This window comes from Pseudomaricurvus alkylphenolicus (assembly GCF_011683955.1).
Lineage (GTDB): Bacteria > Pseudomonadota > Gammaproteobacteria > Pseudomonadales > Cellvibrionaceae > Pseudomaricurvus > Pseudomaricurvus alkylphenolicus.
The window spans coordinates 130,338-152,007 of the sequence record NZ_JAAQPI010000014.1 but is presented as its reverse complement, the minus strand read 5'-3'; the positions used below and the strand labels follow the sequence as shown (position 1 = coordinate 152,007).

General features: G+C 51.9%; 17 protein-coding genes. 6 read left to right on the top strand and 11 right to left on the bottom strand.

Annotated features, from left to right (window positions below; translation table 11 throughout):
* Nucleotides 1–43: 43 nt before the first annotated feature.
* Nucleotides 44–934 (top strand): LysR family transcriptional regulator, encoded by an 891-nt coding sequence (locus tag HBA55_RS27980; protein ID WP_338109475.1) that lies wholly within the window; start codon nt 44–46, stop codon nt 932–934.
* 466 nt (nt 935–1,400) lie between these two features.
* On the opposite strand, the gene HBA55_RS27975 is transcribed toward HBA55_RS27980, so the two are convergent.
* Nucleotides 1,401–2,840 carry a hypothetical protein gene (locus HBA55_RS27975; protein WP_166998293.1) on the bottom strand — a complete coding sequence of 480 codons (1,440 nt, stop codon included), beginning with the start codon at nt 2,838–2,840 and terminating at the stop codon, nt 1,401–1,403.
* A gap of 165 nt (nt 2,841–3,005) precedes the next feature.
* On the opposite strand from HBA55_RS27975, the gene HBA55_RS27970 reads away from it, so the two are divergent.
* On the top strand, nt 3,006–3,512 hold the full coding sequence (locus HBA55_RS27970; protein WP_166998291.1) for a LysR substrate-binding domain-containing protein: 507 nt from the start codon (nt 3,006–3,008) through the stop codon (nt 3,510–3,512).
* Nucleotides 3,513–3,656: 144 nt separating this feature from the next.
* Here HBA55_RS27970 and HBA55_RS27965 read toward each other — a convergent pair whose 3' ends face one another.
* From HBA55_RS27965 to HBA55_RS27925, 9 genes are all read right to left on the bottom strand, one after another.
* Complete coding sequence (locus HBA55_RS27965) at nt 3,657–5,708, bottom strand: oxidoreductase (protein ID WP_166998289.1); 2,052 nt, start codon at nt 5,706–5,708, stop codon at nt 3,657–3,659.
* Nucleotides 5,709–5,796: 88 nt separating this feature from the next.
* Nucleotides 5,797–6,405: a Crp/Fnr family transcriptional regulator gene (locus HBA55_RS27960; protein ID WP_166998288.1), complete on the bottom strand. Its 609-nt coding sequence runs from the start codon at nt 6,403–6,405 to the stop codon at nt 5,797–5,799.
* Between the two features lie 23 nt (nt 6,406–6,428).
* Nucleotides 6,429–7,244 carry an alpha/beta fold hydrolase gene (locus tag HBA55_RS27955; RefSeq protein ID WP_166998286.1) on the bottom strand — a complete coding sequence of 272 codons (816 nt, stop codon included), beginning with the start codon at nt 7,242–7,244 and terminating at the stop codon, nt 6,429–6,431.
* A gap of 22 nt (nt 7,245–7,266) precedes the next feature.
* The gene (locus tag HBA55_RS27950; protein WP_166998284.1) at nt 7,267–8,091 is read right to left on the bottom strand and encodes an enoyl-CoA hydratase-related protein; all 825 of its coding nucleotides are present in this window, start codon (nt 8,089–8,091) and stop codon (nt 7,267–7,269) included.
* A 9-nt stretch (nt 8,092–8,100) separates the two neighbouring features.
* Nucleotides 8,101–9,315 carry a benzoyl-CoA 2,3-epoxidase subunit BoxA gene (boxA, locus tag HBA55_RS27945; RefSeq protein ID WP_206020012.1) on the bottom strand — a complete coding sequence of 405 codons (1,215 nt, stop codon included), beginning with the start codon at nt 9,313–9,315 and terminating at the stop codon, nt 8,101–8,103.
* Nucleotides 9,316–9,486: 171 nt separating this feature from the next.
* Nucleotides 9,487–10,944 (bottom strand): benzoyl-CoA 2,3-epoxidase subunit BoxB, encoded by a 1,458-nt coding sequence (gene boxB / locus HBA55_RS27940; RefSeq protein WP_166998280.1) that lies wholly within the window; start codon nt 10,942–10,944, stop codon nt 9,487–9,489.
* 36 nt (nt 10,945–10,980) lie between these two features.
* Entirely contained in the window at nt 10,981–12,636 is a 1,656-nt protein-coding gene (gene boxC, locus HBA55_RS27935; protein WP_166998278.1) for a 2,3-epoxybenzoyl-CoA dihydrolase, read from the bottom strand.
* 237 nt (nt 12,637–12,873) lie between these two features.
* Nucleotides 12,874–14,442, bottom strand: a complete 1,569-nt coding sequence (locus HBA55_RS27930) for a 3,4-dehydroadipyl-CoA semialdehyde dehydrogenase (protein ID WP_206020011.1) — start codon at nt 14,440–14,442, stop codon at nt 12,874–12,876.
* A 26-nt stretch (nt 14,443–14,468) separates the two neighbouring features.
* Nucleotides 14,469–14,930 (bottom strand): acyl-CoA thioesterase, encoded by a 462-nt coding sequence (locus HBA55_RS27925; RefSeq protein WP_166998274.1) that lies wholly within the window; start codon nt 14,928–14,930, stop codon nt 14,469–14,471.
* Nucleotides 14,931–15,049: 119 nt separating this feature from the next.
* Here HBA55_RS27925 and HBA55_RS27920 point away from each other — a divergent pair, with 119 nt between their 5' ends.
* Complete coding sequence (locus tag HBA55_RS27920) at nt 15,050–15,529, top strand: 4-hydroxylaminobenzoate lyase (protein WP_206020010.1); 480 nt, start codon at nt 15,050–15,052, stop codon at nt 15,527–15,529.
* A gap of 39 nt (nt 15,530–15,568) precedes the next feature.
* Nucleotides 15,569–16,384 carry an enoyl-CoA hydratase/isomerase family protein gene (locus HBA55_RS27915; protein ID WP_166998272.1) on the top strand — a complete coding sequence of 272 codons (816 nt, stop codon included), beginning with the start codon at nt 15,569–15,571 and terminating at the stop codon, nt 16,382–16,384.
* 54 nt (nt 16,385–16,438) lie between these two features.
* Here HBA55_RS27915 and boxB (HBA55_RS27910) read toward each other — a convergent pair whose 3' ends face one another.
* Nucleotides 16,439–17,902: a benzoyl-CoA 2,3-epoxidase subunit BoxB gene (gene boxB / locus HBA55_RS27910; RefSeq protein ID WP_166998270.1), complete on the bottom strand. Its 1,464-nt coding sequence runs from the start codon at nt 17,900–17,902 to the stop codon at nt 16,439–16,441.
* Nucleotides 17,903–18,191: 289 nt separating this feature from the next.
* Here boxB (HBA55_RS27910) and HBA55_RS27905 point away from each other — a divergent pair, with 289 nt between their 5' ends.
* Nucleotides 18,192–20,549: a TonB-dependent receptor gene (locus HBA55_RS27905; RefSeq protein ID WP_166998268.1), complete on the top strand. Its 2,358-nt coding sequence runs from the start codon at nt 18,192–18,194 to the stop codon at nt 20,547–20,549.
* A gap of 205 nt (nt 20,550–20,754) precedes the next feature.
* Nucleotides 20,755–21,663: a helix-turn-helix transcriptional regulator gene (locus HBA55_RS27900; protein ID WP_166998266.1), complete on the top strand. Its 909-nt coding sequence runs from the start codon at nt 20,755–20,757 to the stop codon at nt 21,661–21,663.
* The last annotated feature ends 7 nt before the right edge of the window (nt 21,664–21,670 follow it).

The following is a 21,670-nucleotide window of genomic DNA, read 5'->3' as shown; positions in this document are numbered from 1 at the left end:
ATTGGCTAAAATAGGAAAACATTATTGCTAATTAGCAAAGGTTGTGGGGTTGGACAGTTTTGAAGGCATTATCGAGTTTGTGGCAGTGGCTGAGACAAAGGGGTTTTCCACTGCCGCGACTCAGCTTCGTTGCAGCACCAGTCATGTGAGCCGGCAAGTCTCGCGCCTGGAGCAACGCTTGGGCGTGGCTCTGTTTGCCCGTACTACGCGTCTGGTCAGCCTGACCGAGCCGGGGCAAGCCTATTACGAGCGCTGTAAAGAGTTGGTCACGGGTCTGCAGATCGCCAATGAGCACTTGAACGAGGAGCAAATACAACTGAGTGGCACCCTTCGAGTAAGTGCCGCCGGGGCCTTTTCGGAGAAGTATGTGGTACCGGCGTTAATTGAGTTTGCCCAGGGCTATCCGGAGTTAAGTGTTGAAATAGATTTCACCTCCAAGATGGTGAACTTTGTCGAAGACGGGATCGATTTTGCCATCCGCTATGGCAACCTCGAGACTTCAGGCTTGGTGGCTCGAAAGCTGGTTGATAGACCCATGGCGGCAGCCGCGAGCCGCGCCTATTTAGAACAATACGGTGAGCCCACAAATCCACAGCAGCTGCGCAATCACAGTTGTATCGTCGCCAACAATAACAATTGGCTGTTTGAAGCAGTGGGCCAACAGCCCTTCAGTGTGCGTGTCAGTGGTCGCTGGAAAAGCAATAACGGCAACGCCGTAATACAAGCTTGTGAACGGGGGCTTGGCATTGCTTATTTGCCCCGGAGCACTTTCAAAGAGGCGCTGGAATCGGGGAAATTGGAGCCGGTGCTGAAGCCTTTCTGGGGCAGAGGATCAGGCAGTTGGATTGTATATCAGAACCGTCGTTTTCTGCCGATGCGGGCGCGGCTTGCCATCAATTTTTTGGTTTCCCATTTTTCGAGCTGGCAGGAGTGAGCCAGTCTTTTATCGGTTTTGTTGCAGCCTTTCCCCGAGGCGAGACATACCCAATCTATCTTAAACTCTAGAGTGACAGACTATAGAACGACTCGACGGGAGTTTTGTGATACTCCCGCCTGTTTTTCATCTGATGCTTCTTGATCCTACGGACCACCTCAATACCAGCTAAAGTTCACTCTGCAGAAAAGAAATTCTTGAACCCAAGAATCGGCTTCGTAATTCGCTTGATTTATCGATGATTTTGCCCAATCAAATTATTGAGGTACTTAATACCAAATATCATATTCCGTATTTCAACGCCATATAGTTGACAGAGTATCGACTATGTTGATGATTTAGAGGGTGAAATCGTGATGATTGGCACGGTTCAAAAACCAGGGGTTTTGGGTTCCAATTGACGAGTTTTTACCCACCTCCGCCGGCCTGGGCATCAGTGCCTATAAATCTTGATCAATAGTTCAGTTTAAGCGACGCGATGAAACCGCTGGTAACCCAACATCTCGAGCCAATGCCGGTGAGGCTTACCCGACAGGATCTCAGCCGGTGACTTACCTTGTCTCTCGACTCTGGCGCTGCGAACAAGCGGACTGTGGTTCATAAAGAATCGCAACAAGTCCAGATAACCCGAACCGATTTCCTGACGATGTCTGATGTGGACTCGCACCCGACCGTTGAGGTTTTCCACCATGGAGCTGGTTCTTTCTGTCTTGTCCATGGACTCTATCACCGCTTCTTCGATATCGTCATAACGATCTCTCAACGATTCCTGGAGCGGCAACGACCGGAAGAAGTACTGATCGCCACCGGCATCACATCGCTGCAAACGGCACATCGCCCATACGATCTCGATCGGAAGGTTATATCGTTGACTGATCTTTTCGAACTTTTCAGCCAGTGCATCACTGAAACGTAGCACCACGTCGCGCTTGTTTTCGAGAGTGATGCGAACGGACTTGATTCGGTGTGTCTCAATCTTTTCAAGATTTCTGAATTCCAGAACCACGAAATCGTACAGCTCGCGACGATCATCGGGTGTTGGTCCTGCCTTGTTCAGAATATCGTGCTCCAACCAGCTTACTAAAGTATCTATTGTTGAAGAAATATGTCGAATTCTCTTTTCTTCCGACCGTGCTAACAGTGCTTTATCAACACAATCCAGGTCTCCAACTCTCTTTCGCGTCATGGCCTCACAAGCGTTTCGCTCAGTAATCGTAGACTTCAATCGATTGCGGTAATATCGTCGAAGATCCTTCAGTGCCCGGGAAAGATGGAAATTGTCATATTCGAAATCAGTGTACGGAAACACCATAGAGTGGCCTGACACCAGCCCGCTGGCATCGTCGCCAATTGTTCTGTACGGACATAGCCCTTTGTCTTGCGCATCCAATAAGTGAATAGCCCAGGTTTCTTCATCTCGGCGGTCTTCTGCTGATAGCAAGTAACAGTAGAGTGATCGACTGTCGATGCCTGACAAGATGGGCTTATTGCGGTGAAACAACTCGTCATTGGCGGTGACCTCGATACCGGATAGGTTTTCTGCTACATGAATCTCCTTGGCTTTCTCGACCGCGCTGCGGAAAATATTGTGGATTGAACCCAACGACAGGTTGTAGTCCAGCACATCCTTCAATATCGTCATGATATTGCGATAGGAAGCGTGAGCAACCAACATCAATGATAACACCAGCTGCTCTATCCAGTGTTTAGTGACGGGCAAATGGTATATGACGTCGTCGGGAGACCTACTTACTGACGTGAATTCCTTATCCAGTGCCGTTTGCAGAATCCGGGCCTGTCGACGAACGAACTTGCGACTGGTGTTATTCTCCCGGGCAATGTGCGTTATAGTTTTTTCGCCGCCAATCGCATCGAGTGCAACGCGCTTCTTTTGGTTCGAAGGCATCGGTTTGGCACTCGCGAGGGCCATTGAGGAGAGAGCAATATTCACAGTCGGTTGTTCCGTTAATCAGGATAACAATCTAGCATTTTACCTCATGGATACCGACTGCAAATCGGTCAGCCTGTCCAATTTTTGAACGGGATCAGGCTTTTGGGGTGGAACCCTGAATTGAACCGCGCCGATTTTTTTATTGTCCCGGAGACTGTATTCAGTGCCGGTGCCCACCCAACGCTGAGTTCGACACCGTTTATTCAGGACGATTTTGTGACTGTAGTGTCCAAAGAGCATCCCTTGGCATCCAATAAAAATCCTTCACGGGAAGAACTGCTGGCGGAGGACTACATCACTTACTACCCAGCAATGGTTCCGGTCGATAACAATCTACTCAACACGCTTAGTGGTAAGAGCCCACAGGGCCACAAACCGGTCATGCAAATACAACAATTCAGCCTGCTGCCGGTGGTCGCTATAGAAACAGGGTGTGCTGCTATACTGCCTCGTAAGATCGCCCGCTATATGCAACGTTATATGCCTATCGCCATTGTAGAAGAAGGCCCCCTGCCCATATTACTGAATTTGAGCCTAGCCTGGCATAATAGCAAGGATCGTGATCCGGCCCATCAGTGGCTTAAAGCGTTGCTGATGGAGCATTGCAGTCAGCCTCGCGATGACTGACCGAAAAAACACCTGCCTTCAAGTGAAATAGCGCTCATCTACAGCAGCCCCTCGGAAACAAATTTTCTTATGAAGGGCGTTAACCGTGAATATGGAATAATCAACTGGGAGAAACTATGCCATTCAAGCAAAATCAATCAGTGATTAAAGACTCGCCGCTAATCGACAACCCTGATCAATCGCTCGTCTGGCATCAATCTCCATGGCAACCTCTGCACCGCCAATCAAGTGCAGATTCTCAATTGACTCATTGAGTTCATCGTAAATCGTTCGCAGGCTCTCCTGTCCCGCACAGATAATCACCGTGTCAACATTAAGGGTTCTTGGTTCGTTATTGACCGTAATATGCAATCCGTCGCTGTCAATACCCTGGTAGTTTACCCCCGCGATCATGTGAACCCCTTTGCGCTGGAGACTAAGTTTATGTGCCCATCCTGTCGTCACACCTAAACCACGGCCCAGAGAAGTGGCTTTACGCTGCAACAAAAATACCTCTCTATCGGCCACTTCTAACTTTGGCTGAATGCCCTGTACACCACCCCGGGGGTGATTTTCAAAATCAATGCCCCACTCTCTAGCGAACACGTTAACGTCCAGGCTTGCGGATCGACCACTATGGGTAATCAGTTCCGCTACGTCAAACCCTATACCGCCCGCACCAATAATGGCCACTCTTTTGCCAATCGGTTTCTCGCCCAGGATCGCTTCGCGGTAGTTGAGTACCTTGGTATGGCCAACGCCTTCTATTGCTGGAATCCGAGGAGTAATACCAGTGGAGATCACTACTTCGTCCCAGTCGCCGATCTGCAGCTGCTCCTTCGTAACTTTTTGACCAAGCCTGAGATCAACGTTGTGTAGCTCTATTTGGCGACGGTAATAACGAAGCGTTTCGTAGAATTCCTCTTTTCCCGGGATCAGTTTTGCCAGGTTGAAATGCCCACCAATTTCCATGTTGCTTTCGAAAAGAGTGACATTGTGCCCCCGTTGAGCAGCAGTGACAGAAAATGCCAGACCGGCCGGTCCAGCACCTACCACTGCGATATTTTTGGGCGCCTTTGTTGGTAAGTAATTAAGCTCTGTTTCGTTGCAGGCCCGTGGATTTACCAGGCAGGTCACCTGTTTATGTTTGAAGTGATGATCCAAACAAGCCTGATTACAAGCAATGCAGGTGTTGATCTCATCTTCGCGACCCTGTTTGGCCTTGTTGGCGAACTCCGGATCAGCCAACATTGGGCGCCCCATGGAGACGATATCCGCACAGCCCTCTGCCAGTACCTTTTCAGCCACATCCGGCATATTGATGCGGTTACTGGTAATCACCGGTATCGACAGGTGTTTACGCAGTTTACCGGTCACCTGCGCAAAAGCAGCTCTTGGAACACGGGTGGCGATGGTTGGAACTCGGGCCTCGTGCCAGGTAAAGTGAGTACTGATAATGGTGGCACCGGCGTCTTCGATGGCTTTGGCGAGAGTCACCACCTCTTCCCAAGAGCTGCCATCCTCCATCATTTCCATGGCAGCAATGCGGTAGATAACGATAAAGTCTTTGCCCACCCGCTCGCGGATGCGTCTGACGATTTCGACGGCAAACCGCATGCGCTTCTCATAACTGCCGCCCCACTCATCTGTACGTTTGTTGGTCTTTTCCAGCAAGAACGAACTGACTAAATAGCCCGCAGAACCAATAACCTCTACGCCCGTGTAGCCCGCTTGCTTGGCAAGCTGTGCACAGTTGACGAAGTCGTCGATGGTCTGTTCGACCTCCTCTGTACTTAATTCTTTTGGTGGGTAGGGCGTGATAACCGGCGACTTGATCGGTGACGGAGCCACCAGATCCGGTGTCGGCGCGTAACGCCCGGCATGAAGGATTTGCAAGCATATTTTGCAGTCGGGATCAGCGGCCTTGACCGCATTAGTGACCAAACGATGGTTTGGCACCTGCTGCGGCGAGTTGAATACCTCAGCCGCATCTCCGCCAGCCATTCCAGCCATGTTGGGCGAAGTTCCGCCGGTAATGATCATTGCCACACCGCCCTTGGCGCGTTCGGCATAATAGGCTGCCAAGCGCTGGTAGCCCTCATCGCCGTCGTGTTCGAGCCCGGTATGCATTGAACCCATCAATATACGGTTCTTGAGACGTGTAAAACCCAGATCCAGGGGTTCAAATAAGAGGGAATATTGATTCTTCTCCGACATGCAGGTACTCCAAGATAGGATATTCGACAAAGATTAGATACAAGGTCACTAGACTAGTAATCTGGCGAAGGAGTGTCATTAAACTAGGTCAATTTCCTCGATCCTCACTCAACCATTGCTTTTTGAACCGAGACAGCGCCTCAGGCGTTATACCCAAGTAGGTGGCGATATGATATTGAGGAATTCGCTGAATATAACCCGGAAAATTGTGCACAAATCGCTGAAATCGCTCCTTCGCCGATAAGGTCAGTAATTCTGCTTCTCGCCTTTCGTTACGTACCAGCATCATCTGACAGCAATATTCAAACAACCGATCCCAACTGGCACAGCGGCCTTGCAGCTTCTGTAGCTGATCCAAACGTAGCTCTACCAGGGTGCAAGGCTCAAGAGTTGCAATGGAAAACCGACTGGGTTCATTGAGAATGACGGAGCTTAGACTACCTACAATATAATCTTCACCGTAAAAACCCTTGTTAAGCTCTTTACCTTCTTGAGTGATGTAGAAGAATCGAACCAGCCCCCGGACAACAAAATGGTGATTATTCGCTGACTCCCCCGTCGCCTGCAGGATATGCCTCGAATCAACTTCCCTAATGTTCAAAAAGGGCGCAAATAATCGCCAGTCTGCGCTCGTAAAGCCCACTTGATCGCGAACCACTCTGTACATGCGATCCAGACAATACTGTCTTTTGTTCATTGCTCATCCCACTCACCTCGATATCAGAGCGAAAGGATATCATTTATAAACCGTCTTGCTGCGATTAAAGTCTGACCTTCCTGCTCTTTGTAGGGTGAGTGCCCACATTCTTCCAGCATTTGCACTTCAACACGCCCACTGGAATTTGCTTGCACAGATTCGACCTGAGCAACGGTCCCATATTGGTCTTCCAGGCCTTGCAGTAAGAGATGAGGCACTTGAATCCCGGGAAGGAACTCTTCAAGGTTCCAGTTGCGGAATTCGGGGTCCAACCAGGCTTTATTCCATCCCCAAAAAGCGCAGTCAACGTTGTCATGATGGTATTTCGCGAGTCCCTCTCGCAGTTTGCCACCTTCGAAAGCGCTGTTGGTTTGTGCAATCGAATTTACCGTAAGCTCTTCGCAAAACACATGAGGTGCCATGGTGATTAGACCCTTTAACCCCGGCTCTGCGCAAGCCCCGGCATAGATCAGCGCGATGGAACCTCCGTCGGAATGCCCCACAAGAATATGCTCATCGAAAGATACTGCTTTAAGTAATTTGGGTAACACCTCAATGGCTTCGATATGCATATAGTTGAGCGGTCTAGGCACATCGCAGGGAGCTGAACGACCATAGCCTTTGCGGCTATACAACAAAGCGGAACACCCCGTTGCGGCGGCGAGCTTTTCCGGAAAATCGTGCCAGAGATCTGTGCACCCTAGTCCCTCATGCAAGAATATCAGGGTTGGCGCATCGATGTTACGCCCCATTATCGATTTGACCTCTAGCGTAGCCCCGTCAACCTTGAGAAACGAAGTCTCACTTTGTACATTGTCTAGTGTTTGTGCAATGGTCATAACCCGAATCCCGGTTCCAACATTATTCCCCCCAATGCACGTGAAACTGATGACTGAAGTCAGGAGTTCTTTTTTCAACAAAGGCGCATACCGCTTCCTTATAGTCCGGATTACGGCCAGCAAGGGTTTGATAGTGCGCCTCGTTGGTAAGCTGTTCGTGAAATTCGCTGTCAGCCGCTTTCTGGAGCGCCCGTTTGGTAAGCGTCAAGCCCTGGGCCGGGTTTGAACTCAGACGCTCGACGACAGACGCCGTCTCCGTTTCAATATCTTCGTCGGCGACACATTTCCAAATCAACCCGATTTTCTGCGCTTCTGAAGCTGGCATCGACTCCCCCATCAATGCCATCGCATTAGCCCTGGGCAGACCAACCGCCTTTACCAAAGACCAGGTCGCCCCGGCATCCGGAACCAATCCTACCTTGGAGAAGGCAAAGACAAAAGAAGCCGATTGAGCCGCAATAACAATGTCGCAAGCGAGCGCCAGACTGACGCCTGCCCCGGCAGCTACGCCATTGACGGCACAGATCACGGGAATATCGAGTGACTTAAGCGATCGTACCAACGGGTTGTAATGCTTCTCTAAAGAAGCCCCTAGATTGGCGTTTTCCTGCGCTACCGATTGGTACCGGTCATTGAGATCCTGCCCCGTGCAAAACCCTTGTCCTGAACCAGTAATGACCAAACAACGCAGTTGTCGGTCAGCCGAAATCCGCTTCAATACGGACTTCAGTTCTATATGCATCTGCTCGGTAAAGCTATTAAAACGTTTCGGCCGCGTTAGTACGATAGTTGCCACATCTTCTTCAATGCGGAAATCGATCGTTTCGTAATTGTGGTCGTAAGGCATAGACTAATCTTAATAAGTTTCCACGTGATAGCGCCCAGACTTCTTCATGGCGGTTTTGATCTCATCCCACGACAGTCCACCTTGATTGCAGATTTTCTCGAAGGACTCCTCGACGCCTTGCTCCATCTCCTTTAAGCCGCAGATATATACATAGGTCTCTTCCGACGTCATCAACGCCGCTAATTCGTCAGATTGCTGAAGCATTCGGTGCTGCACATACTCTTTGGGCTGATCCGGCAGTCGAGAAAACACCAGTTGTTTATCGATAAAGTCGTCGCTCAGTTTCTTGAGGGGACCAAAATACGGCAGTTCTCCCGGTGTACGCGCACCGAAATAGAGCTTGAGCTTGCCAGTTGTCTCGGGCATAAACCGGCGGCGATATTCGGTCATTGCTCGAAAAGGCGCCGCGCCCGTCCCCGTGCAAATCATAATAATGTTTGCTTCTGCGTGGTTGGGCATTAAGAAGGTCGAACCAAAGGGACCTGTCACAGCCACTTCATCACCTTTCTTGAGATCACAGACGTAGTTGGAACCCACACCCAACACGGTGTCCCCGTTTTCTTCAAATTGAACCCGTTTGACTGTTAACGACAGATTGTTGGTGCTAGGACGTTCACCGTCGCGGGGGCTGGCTACCGAGTACAAGCGAACAAGGTGGGGGCGACCTTTATCGTCTTCTCCAGGCGGAATGATCCCAATACTTTGCCCCTCCAGAACCGGAAACGTCTGAGCGCCGAAATCCAGAACAATATGGTGGATATCGGATTCAGAATCCGTATCGGTGATACGGTAGTTACCCGCCACTCGTGCGGTAATTGGGCTATCACGGTTATAAAGATTAATGTATGGGTGTGCCGCGGAATAAGGGGGTAACACCTTGCCACCCTGCCCTGAATGGGCAACTTCCAAAATGGCGCTGGCCTCCAGTTCGTTGGCTTCCTGCTGGACGGGCTCCTGCGCGACTTCGCCATGGCCAATTTCGTCTGGCAACTCTTCCCAAGACAATTGCTCTTCAACGGAATAGGCTTCACTCACCATACGCCAGTTATCAATCGACCCCGTAGGACAGGGAGAAATACAATCCATGCACATATCGCACTTGGCCATATCAACGACATAGTTCGTATCATCGTGTGTGATGGCATCAACGGGACAGGTTTCTTCGCAGGTATTGCAGCGAATGCAGATCTCTGGATCTATAAGGTGTTGGCGTATTAAATTCATAGCAGCTAACCATGGAAAGTTCATAAAAAGCCGAAACTGGCGCCCTGGAGAGAACCTTGCCAGTTTCGGAAAAGCGGATTGACACCGCAGTGCAGCGGAGGCTCAACTAGCTGGTGCCCATCCAAAAGCATCCACAGAGCTTACTTCTGGGCAGACACCCGCTATCCAGGCTTAGTTGATTTTAACGTACTCAAAATCACTGGACTGATTGTTGATACCAACACGAGGTTCGGCAATCCAGCCCGCATATTGACCCTTCTCTCTGCAAGCCACCATCAGCGAGTTGATATAGTCGCCATCGGCCTCGGAGCAGAGCCACTCGTATTCATTGCTTGACCATTCACTTTCACTGATCACCTCGCCGGTCGGGGTTACAGAATTTTCGGAGAATTCACCGATTTTTCGGTTAAAGCCCTTGTGAGGTAGCTTAAGCTCGAAATCAATTCCAGATTTTTGAATGATCTTGTTCCAGCGTCCAACACCCCCGGTGGCATCCTTGATATAGTCATCCAGCAGGCGACCGTTGATAGCATTCAAAGCAGGCTCTTCCTCCACGACTAACTTTCCGTCCACGATACGATCTACTGAATAGACCGCATCGGTCAATACGTGATCATCGTCCAGCTTATTCTCGTTAAAACGCCCTTTGATGCCAGCGGTAAACGCTGCCGCCGCATTAGTGGACACCTCAGCGCCAAACAGATCGTAGGTTACGCTCGCGTGGAAGTTGACTTTCTTTTGCAACGTCGGCAAATCAATGACACCCAGCTTGCGAACCGCTTCGATATCATTGGCGTCAGTGATACCCGCTTCGTTCATCGCGTCGCAGGTACGCTGAATCACACGGCCGACACCGGTTTCGCCGACGAACATATGGTGCGCTTCCTCGGTCAGCATAAAACGGCAGCTGCGAGACAGAGGATCAAAGCCAGATTGCGCCAGAGACTCCAACTGCATTTTTCCGTCGCGATCCGTGAAATAGGTAAACATAAAGAACGACAGCCAATCGGGCGTTTCTTCATTAAACGCCCCCAGGATACGCGGCTTATCTTCGTTGGCAGAACGACGCTCCAGCATGGCTTCGGCTTCTTCGCGACCGTCACGGCCAAAGTATTTCACCAGCAGGTAGACCATGGCCCACAGATGGCGACCCTCTTCCACATTGACCTGAAACAGGTTGCGCATGTCATAAAGCGAAGGCGCGGTTTTACTGAGATAACGCTGCTGCTCCACTGAAGCTGGCTCAGTATCTCCCTGCACCACAATTAAACGACGCAGCATAGCTCGGTATTCACCGGGCACTTCCTGCCAAGCGGGCTCGCCCTTGTGTTTACCAAAGGGGATAGTCCGCCCCTCTTCTTTTGGCGCCAACAGAATACCCCAGCGGTACTCTGGCATTTTAACGTGACCAAACTTGGCCCAGCCTTTAGGGTCAACCCCGACGGCAGTACGTAAATACACTTCCAGTTCCTGGGTGTCTTCCGGTCCGGCTTCATTCCACCAGTCGATATACTTTGGGTGCCAGCTCTCCAGCGCCTTTTTGAGTCGGGCATCGTTGGCCAGGTCTACGTTGTTGGGAATCAGTTCGTCGTAGTTCACTTCTACAATGGCATCTTCTACGCTGCTCATATCCAAATCCTTAATTTCTCTGTTTAGTCAGTCGGCTTATACACGTTTGAGGTCGTACTCTGGACGAGCACCGGTACCATACAGCTGCAAAGCGCCCTTTTCCGCTACCGCATTGGGGCGCTGGAAAATCCAGTTCTGCCAGGCTGTCAGGCGACCAAAGATCTTGGTTTCCATGGTCTCTGGACCGGCAAAGCGGAGGTTGGCTTCCATACCGGTGAGACAGTCCGGAGAGAAACTCGCACGCTCCTCCAGGAAGACTCGGGTCTCATCGTCCCAATCGATAAAGTCCAGGCAGTAGGTCGTCAGCCCAAGCTCTTCACAAGCCTTGGCGTCGAGGCGTTGTCCCTTGGCATTTTCACAGGTATCGACGGATTCCGGCTCACCCAGGAAACGGGTTTGCAAACGGGTGATACCATTGGACATTGGGTAGGGCCCAAAGTTAGAGGCCGTCAGGCGAACCGTGGGTGCGGGTCGGCTGTCATTCTCGAACTGGCCTTCGAGCATGTAGCAGCGATCGACAGCAAACAACAATTCCGCCAGTACGCCCACAAAACAACTGCCGGGCTCAACAAAAGCCAACAAGGTGCGCGAAGTTAAGTCAACGCGCTTGAGCGTACGACGCCAGTAGAGAGCGATTTCACGCATCAGCCAGTTGTTTTGGTTTTTATTGACAAACTCGTCGTAGGCTTCAACGATGTCCGCATCACCCTCGGTCTTAAAGATCAGGGTGCCCATTTCCATCTCGTTGAACCGCAGGTGCAAGATAGCATCATCGAGCTGACGACAAGCGGCCAGCGGCCAGAAATCAGCGCCGAGGCTTTCCGCTTCTTCAACGGACATACCGGCCGGATTTGCCGTCTCCGAGGCCTTCACGGTGACGGTGGCGACACGGTTATTACGGTCAATCTGCACGTCTACAAAATCATAGGTCAAGCTGTCAGCCTGCAGATCTTTTTGCAGTTCAGGCAGAGTAATGCCCTTGGCATTATCCGGGCGATCCGAGGTCGCTGCGATTTCCTGGGCACGAACCAGTACAGCCTCATTGAACTTGGAACCGGGCACCACTTCGTCCACCAATCGCCAGTCCACTGCGCGCTGACCACGAACCCCCTCTTCGATCGTACAAAAGACATCGGCGTGATCACGACGCACTTTGCGTTTGTCCACAACACGGGTCAAACCACCGGTGCCGGGCAATACGGCCAGTAAAGGTACCTCAGGAAGAGATACCGCTGAGTTACCGTCATCGGCCATCATGATGTAGTCGGTGGCCAAGGCCAGCTCGTAGCCACCCCCTGCAGCGGTACCGCTTACCGCACAGAGATAACGCTGCTGAGAATTGTCACTGGCATCTTCAATGGAGTTGCGGGTCTCATTGGTAAATTTACAGAAGTTCACCTTGTGGGCATGGGCGGCCCCACCCAACATGCGAATATTGGCCCCAGCGCAGAACACTTTATCTTTAGCGGAGTTCATGATCACGGTTTTGACTTCCGGATGCTCGAAGCGCAGGCGCTGTACCGCGTCGTAAAGCTCAATATCGACACCCAAGTCATAGGAGTTCAGCTTGAGCTCATAGCCATCAAACAAAGTGGCTGAGGGGTCCACATCCATTGTAAGAGTGGCTACGGAGCCATCGAAAGACAGCTTCCAATGCTTGTAGTTATCGGGGCTGGTCTGAAAATCAATCATTGCTTGGTCACCTGCGTTGGGAAGGTTATTTATTGCATGAAGTGAATTATAATGCACATAAACAGGAATACAACCCCATACTGCAATATAATTCACTCTACCCATTTAGCATTGATCAAGCGCAAACGCTTATGAAGTTGCCCCAAGGACGGCGGCTCATGCACAAAAAAGCCCGACTCAGTCACGAGTCGGGCTTTTCACATTGGATTGTGAGAGAAGATTCCAGGCGCCGCTCTATCAGGACGAAAAATCCACCGTTGCTGCTCGCAAATTTTCCAGCTGCGATATATTGGCCTGGATGGCCGTGCGCTGATGGTAGATCCGCAAACCGCGCAGTCCCCCCAGCTCTTCGCCCCCGCCAGCTCGACCCGGCCCGCCGTGCACGCATTGCGGCATGGCTATGCCGTGGCCGGTATGGCCATTCATGACCGTCTCATCGACCATCAGCAGTCGTCCGTGATGCGCCGCCAGCGTCACCGCCGCCCTGGCAAAGAAGCCCTCGTCATTGGTGAATACCGATCCGGCCAAAGAGCCACCACCGAAACTGGCCAGAGCCCAAATGGACGCCTCATCGCTATAGGGCATCAGGGTGGCGACCGGGCCAAACACTTCAGTGTCGTGAATTCTTTCTGCGTTCATTGGCTTGTTACAACGCAACAACGTCGGCTGCACAAAACACCCAGAATCAACATCACCACCCTGAACAGCGAATTGGCGGTCACCGCCGAAAATAATCTCCGCCTCCCGCGATAAGATGTCTATGCCCTCCCAAGCCGCCTGCTGTTGAGCCCGGTTGACCAGTGGCCCCATACGAACACCGTCGCTGGCCGGATCACCGATCACCGTTTTGGCCAAACGCGCCGTCAAGGCATCCGCGACCGCATCAATGGAAGCCGCCGGCACTAGAATGCGCCGGATGGCGGTACATTTCTGCCCGGCTTTGGTGGTCATTTCTTTGGCGACTTCTTTGACAAACGCCTCGAACAAGGGTGAGTCCGTTGTTACGTCCTCGGCCAACAGCGCCATATTGAGGCTGTCCGCTTCGACATTGAAGCGGATACCGGTTTCGATCACCCTGGGGTGGGTACGCAACTTTTGAGCCGTGTCCGCCGAGCCGGTAAACAGGACGACGTCTCCGGTTTGAACGTAATCCATCAGGTCGTGGCCACCGCCGCAGATGATCGACAGACTGCCATTGGGCAAGATGTCAGCGTTCACAAGATCTCTGATCATGGTTTGCGTTAACAACGAGGTAGCCGTCGCCGGTTTGGCAAAAACAGGCACACCAGCCAAGAGAGAACCTGCCGCCTTCTCCCACAGCCCCCAAGACGGGAAATTAAACGCATTGATGTGAATCGCCACACCGGTGAGTGGTGTCAGGATATGCAGAGCCTGAAACGCCTTGTCCTTTGCCAGGCGGTCGGTGCCTGGTTCACACAGGAAATGGGCATCTCCCAGAGTTTTGCCCATGACAGCGTAATACTTCAGAGTGCCGATACCGCCATCGACATCAATGGCTGCGTCGACTTTGGTATTGCCAGAGTTTTGGTAGGCGATCTGATAGTATTTTTCGCGGTTTTCCTGCAGGACTTGAGCCATGCTCTCAAGCAGTTGCGCTCGTTCACCATAGTTCAGCGCTTGTAATCCGCTACGGCCTTGGTCACGAGCGTAAGCCAGAGCAGCCCCCAAATCCACGCCTTCAGACCCGGCATAAGCCAACACCTCACCATTAACCGGATTGGTCAGCGCGGCACCTTGCCCCTGGCCTTCCACCCAATCGCCACAGATATAGTTTTGCAGTTTCAATGTCATTACCTTTGATTTGCTATGGTTTATTCAGGACTACAAGCCTCTCTATAGGCTTCTATTAATTCCCGTTGCGTATCGTTGATGGGCACGGCGCCACCTTGGGATTGATCCGTAAAGCAAAATATGAAACGGGCCGTAAAGGTCGTGAGGTGTGTATCATCGGACGGATTCTGCCTGATCCCCTCAAACAGCAGCGTCACGGTGGATCGGCCCAGCCGCTCAACACGAACGATCACCCCCAACCGATCGCCACCCCGAAGCGGGGCAACAAAATCGGTTTCCATATGAACCACTGGTGTGCCTCTACCCTCCTCAACGTTCATTTGATACCAGTCGAACCCTACACAGTCGCGAAACCAGAGCTCAGCAGCCTCCATGCAGAAATGGGAAAACCGTGGCGTATAGACAATGGAGGCGGAATCGGTATCACCGAACAACACCATTCGCCAATGGATAAAGGGGGTGGGTAAGGCATTTGGCAACATTTAGTCAATCCAACAACATATTCTCGAATAATCTCAAAAATGCACTATATTGCAATATCTGATTGAGATCAATGAGGTCCAGAATTATAATGCCTCGCTCTTAACCACTAAGGGTCCCGATGATGAGCAACTTTACTCTCGATCACTTTCAGTCTCTTCTGCAAACCGTTACTGACGTTATCAAAGACAACGCCCTGAACCAGTCACTGGAAGACAAACTCAATCGGCTTTTTCCCGCCGATGGTGAACACTTCGAGGCGATTCGTAACTGCTGTATTGCCGGCATTGAAAGCGGCGATCTCTGCAAATACGAAGCCGGTGGCATCAAGTATGGCCGCGTCATTAAGCCTAACGCAGGGTTGCAGGGTTACAGTGTCGATGTTGTTGATATGGAATCGGTTGCCGGCCCTCATCACACCCATCCAAAAGGTGAAATCGATTTGATTATGCCGATCGATGCGCAGGCGCAATTCGACAATCGCAGCGCCGGATGGCTGGTCTACGGCCCCGGCAGTGCACACAGCCCTACTGTCACACAAGGAAAAGCCCTGGTGCTCTATTTATTACCCCAGGGCGAGATCGAGTTTACCCGTCAATAACATTTTCCATTACCTACTTTCTATGGGTTACCTGTTGCTATGAATATCGAACACTACCGAGAAACATTCAGTAGCCTCTGTTTTGAAACCCCTTCCGACGGCGTACTGGAAGTGATTTTTGACACCGGCACCTCAATGAATCCCATGAATGCGTCGATGCATCGGGAAACCGCCTACGTCTGGAACGACATTGATCGCGATAAGAGCGTGCGCTCAGTGTTGGTGCGAGGAGCGGGCAAGGGCTTCTGCGCCGGCGGAGACTTTGAACTTGTCAATACCATGATCGACAGCGACGAAGCACTGCTCAGTGTTTGGAAGGAAGGCAAAGATCTGGTCTATAACATGATCAACTGCTCCAAACCGGTAGTCTCCGCCATACACGGTGCTGCCGTGGGGGCCGGCTTGGCAGTGGCGCTACTGGCGGATATTTCCGTCGCCGCCAGAAGAGCCAAACTCATCGACAGTCACACGAAGCTAGGCGTTGCCGCCGGGGACTTTGCCGCAATCATCTGGCCCATCCTTTGCGGCATGGCAAAAGCCAAATACCACCTTCTGACCGGTCGCCCCATCGACGGTCAGGAGGCAGAGCGCCTGGGGCTGGTCTCTCTTTGCGTTGATGAAGAAGACCTGTATGAAACGGCATTGGAGATTGCGGTCGAGTTGTCGGCGTCCAGCCCATCGGCTGTGCGCTGGACCAAGCACGCATTGAACAACTGGCTGCGCATGATGGGGCCGACCTTCGACAATTCGCTGGCGTTGGAAATGCTCGGTTTTCGCCTGCCGGACATAAAAGAAGGCCTGAGTGCCACCAAAGATAAACGCGCGGCCAATTTCGATCCTGACTGTGTGCTTTAGTTCTTGACAATGCGCAACGGCACTCCCCGATTACCTTCGGGGAATGCGCGTTATTCAGCCTAGTTTTACGTATTCAAAATCCCCCGGCTGCTGATTAATCCCAACCCGTGGTGGAGCAATCCAGCTGGCGTATTGACCCGCCTCGGCACAAGGCTGCATCAATTGATGAATAAATTCATAGTCTGCGGCACTGGGTAACCAATTGTCTTTATTCTGCTGCCATTGCGTCTCGCTCACCAGCTCGCCTTCCGGGGTAATGTGGTACTCACCGAACTCGCCGATTTTGCGATTAAAACCTTTGTGCGGCTGCTGCAACGTAAAATCAATGCCGGCTTTTTCGATAATTTTATTCCAGCGGTTGATGCCACCCTGGCAATCGGCAATATAATCATCGAGCAAGCGGCTGTTGATGGCGCTGAGTGCAGGAACCTCGTTAATCACCAAGGTACCGTCTTCTACCTGCATCACTGGGTAAGTATCGTCATGCAGCTGGTGATCATCCTCCAGCTTGGTTTCTTCATATCGCCCCTTCAGACCCGCAGTGAATGCATTGGCACCGTTCGTTGATATTTCAGATCCAAACAAATCACGGGTCACTGACATATGGAAATTTGCCTTTTTCTGCAGCGTCGGCAAGTCCACCACGCCAAGCTTTCGAATGGCCTCGATGTCGTAGGGATCAGTAATGCCCGCCTTGTTCATCGCCGCACATGTCGCTTCGATAGTCCGGCCCACTCCGGTCTCTCCCACAAACAAATGATGTGCTTCTTCCATCAACATAAAGCGGCAACTGCGTGACAGTGGGTCGAACCCGGACTGCGCCAAGGCCGCCAGCTGCATTTTTCCATCCCTGTCGGTAAAGTAGGTAAACATGAAGAACGACAACCAATCTGGGGTTTCCTCATTGAATGCCCCCAGGATTCGTGGCTTGTCCTCATCAGCGGAACGGCGCTCCAACAGCATTTGCGCCTCTTCGCGGCCATCGCGACCGAAGTACTTCACCAATAGGTACACCATGGCCCATAGGTGGCGTCCTTCTTCCACATTGACCTGAAACAGGTTGCGCATGTCGTATTGTGAAGGCGCGGTCTTACCCAAGTATCGCTGCTGCTCTACGGACGCCGGCTCGGTATCGGCTTGAACCACAATTAAACGACGCAACAGCGCCCGGTACTCACCGGGTACTTCTTGCCAGGCGGGCTCTCCCTTATGCTTACCACAGGGAATCGTCCTTCCCTCTTCTTTTGGTGCCAGCAGAATTCCCCAGCGATAGTCCGGCATTTTGACGTGATCAAACACCGCCCAGCCATCCGGGTCCACACCCACCGCTGTGCGCAAATAGACATCCGCTTCCTGAAACCCTTCCGGACCCATGTCCCGCCACCAATCCAGGTAGTTGGGCTGCCAGGCTTCAAGTGCTCGTTGTAATTGCTTGTCTTCAGACAAATTGATGTTGTTGGGGATACGATCCTCGTAATTCACTTCGAAGACGACGTCTTTTTGTTCAATTGCTCCCATGTTGAAGCTCCTCATTGCGTTAAACTCACCCTATCGGAATATGCAATATAGTGCATATGCCTAGTTTCGAACTTGATTTGGATCAACTCTGCAAAATTTTCTCATCCAAATAACGCATAAAAATGCAGTTTATTATCCATAAACGGTAGAAAAATGAATTGAACTTACTTATAGATGGGTGTATCTTTCATTATTAAGTGCATTATATTGCACTTTAGAAAAATAACTCCAATAATTAAGAAACCCAACCCGCCCTGACCATGGGCGTACCTTTAAGTGAGGTCTATTCATGACACTACTCCAAAAATTTGATGCTCTCGGCCGTAGCAGCCGGGTGGCGACCTTGTCCAGCGTCCTGATTCCAGCAATGTTGCCCGTTGCCGGAGTCCAGGCCGCGAAGACCGGTTTTGCCATCGAAGAGGTAGTCGTTACCGCACGAAAGCGGGAAGAGAGTCTGCAGGACACCCCCATCTCTGTGGCCGCATTTACGGCCGATGATCTGAGCAATCGCCAAATCGACTCATCGGATCAGTTAACTCAGGTAACCCCCAATTTGTCGTTTTCATCCCACGCACCCTCGGCGGGAAACAATGCCTCCTCCCAAATTTTTATCCGAGGCATCGGTCAGACGGAATTTCTGCCGTCCACCGATCCAGGCGTCGGCCTCTACATTGATGAGGTGTACATGGCCCGCTCCGTCGGTGCCACACTGAACTTTGTGGACCTGGCACAGATAGAAATTCTTCGAGGTCCCCAGGGAACCCTGTTTGGACGAAACACCATCGGGGGTGCCATCAACCTGACCACCCGACGCCCCGCGGAAGAATTTGGCGGTAGCCTTGAGGTCAAGCTTGGTACCGATGATCGTCTGGATGTACAGGCATCGCTGGATATGCCCATCAGCGATACGCTCCGTACGGCAGTATCCGTCGGCTCCAGAAAGCGCGATGGATACGTCACTCGTGTTCTGGACGGCACCGATCTCGGCAACGACGACAGCATGGGTGGTCGCGTGGCTCTCGAATGGAATGCCACCAACAACATTGAGGTCTATTTCGCCGCCGATTATGTCAAAGAAGAAGAGAACGGCGCCCCCATCAGTTTTAATGGTCTCGCGCCGAACCTGTTTGCCAATCTCGCCGCGGGTGGCGTTTTGGTCGGCAGCGGCTGTGGTGGTCTCGATCCGTCGCTGCAAGCGCGCTGCGCCTCTCGGGATTGGGACGCCGGGCCCTACGCCAACTACGGCACCTTTGCGGTGGATTCCTACTTTGAGAGCTGGGGCAGCAGCCTGACGGTTAAATGGGATTTGGAGGCATTTAGCATTAAATCCATAACCGCTTATCGTGATATGGAATGGACCGGCTCCCGAGATGCGGACAACACACCGTTGACGATTCTGCACACGCGTAATGATGATACGCAAGATCAGTTCAGCCAGGAGTTTCAGTTCTCCGGCACCGGGTTTGACGACCGGCTCAACTGGCTGTTGGGGCTCTACTATTTTGAAGAAAGCGCCTCGGACGATTACTTTGTTCCCGTTGCCGTGGGCACCTTTAACTCCGGCGGACTGGTTGAGAACGACTCAAAAGCGGTATTTGGCCAACTCAGCTACGATCTGACCCATGACCTCAGCCTGACCCTTGGTTTGCGTTGGACTGAAGAGAACAAAGCGTTCAAGCCCTTGCAGTTTGCGGAAACTCAATACCTGTTCCCCATTACGCCAGGCGAATCTGACGGCCTGGCGGGCTACGTCCACCCCTTTGATGGCAATACTTACCCCACCCTGGGTGGTGGAGGCACGACAGCCATTGTTCCGGCGGGCACGCTGTTCTTCCCTCAGGTATGGCAGGATGAAACCTATTCCGACACCACCCCCATGGTCAACCTGTCCTACCAGTTAGATGAAGACATCATGCTCTACGCCAGTTACTCCGAAGGCTTTAAAAGCGGCGGTTTTAATGCCCGCAACATCAAGCCCGGTGCTGCCGTTCGATCGTTTGAGCCGGAAACCGCAGAAACGTTTGAACTGGGGTTCAAGGCGGAGCTGTTCGACAACACCTTACGTCTGAACGGTGCGATATTTACCACCGACTATACCGACCTACAGTTTGTGATTCGTGAAGACTTTGCCCCCATTATCTTTAACGCCGGTGAAGCTCAGATCGACGGCGTAGAACTGGAGTGGACCTGGGTACCCACCCCCGACATTCAAGTCGTGGGGGGAATCGGTTTTGTCGACGCTGAATACAAAGAGCTGAGTGATGTACTCCAGAGCGGCGGTGTTTCCCTGAACAACGACATGCCTCACGTGCCCAAACTGAGTGCCAACCTGGGTGTCGCCTATAGTTTCAACCTGGGGGATGCCGGCGTGATTACGCCTCGAATTGATTGGTCCTACCGAGACGATGTGGTGTTCGATGCCTTAAATTCAGAGGAAATCGCTCAGGAAGCCTACGATATTGTCAACGCGTCCCTGATCTGGGATTCCCCCTCGGAGTCCTGGCGGGTGGCCGCATCCGTGAGTAATGTGACTGACGAGCTGTATCGTCTGGCAGGTAATACCGCAATCCGGGAGGCCTCGTCTTACTCAGAGGTCACCTACGCCAGGGGCCGTGAGTGGTCCTTAAGCCTCAAGTACCTCTTCTAACAGTTGCATAGGGGATTGGCAGCCCTAGCCTTTTTAGGGGAGGGCTGCATTTTTGTTCACTCTGAAGTAGTATAAGCGGTTTTTTGTAGTCATGTGGTAAGATAAAACCATTGTCGTCACCGCTGACTGCACTATAGTACTCACTGTAAGTACCCACTGTCCGGTTGGATGAATGGCGTGCTGAATGTGTCCGATAGAGTGAATTATGCAGGAAAATCAGGAAGACATTACCCAATCCAACGAAGCCTTTTTGCAACAGGTGGGCAATCGAGTCAGGGGATTGCGAGCGAGCCGAGGCATGAGCCGTAAAATGCTGGCCAATGACTCTTCGGTGTCGGAGCGCTATCTCGCCAACCTGGAACAGGGTAAGGGTAATATCTCCATCAGCTTACTGCGCAAGGTGGCAGGCGCCTTAAGGGCTGACCTGGGAGAGCTGTTGCCCAGTGGCCATCAACAGACGCCAGAACAATCGCTCATCAACGAATTTGTGGGTCGCCTGACCCGTGAGGAGCAGCAGAAGGCTCTACAACTGCTTCATCAGGAGTTTTCAAGCTTGGGAGGGCAACGCACCCGGATCGCGTTTGTCGGCCTCAGGGGCGCCGGCAAATCCACTTTGGGTCACCTGCTGCAAGAGCGTCAGCAGTTACCCTTTGTCCGCCTGGTCGATGAAATCGAAACCATTGGTGGCATGGCAGTCTCTGAGATACTGGCGCTTTCCGGCCAGGCGGGGTACCGTCGCCTGGAAGAAAAAGCGCTGTTCAAAACACTGAACGATTATGAATCCGTCTGCATTGAGACCGGCGGCAGTATTGTTTCTGAACTGAAAGAATTGAATCTATTGTTAACCACCTGTCTGGTCATCTGGGTCAAGGCGTCACCGGAGGAGCACATGGGGCGCGTTGTTGCCCAGGGTGATATGCGCCCCATGGCCAATAACGATGATTCCATGGCGGACCTGCGCCGGATCCTCGAAGAGCGCACGCCTTACTACGAAAAAGCCCATGCCGTGCTCGATACCTCCGGGAAAACGGTGGAGCAATCCTACACGGAGTTGCTTGCGCTCGTACAACAGCAGACCACACTAATGAACTCTGCAGAAGCGTCCTTGTCGTGATGACTCT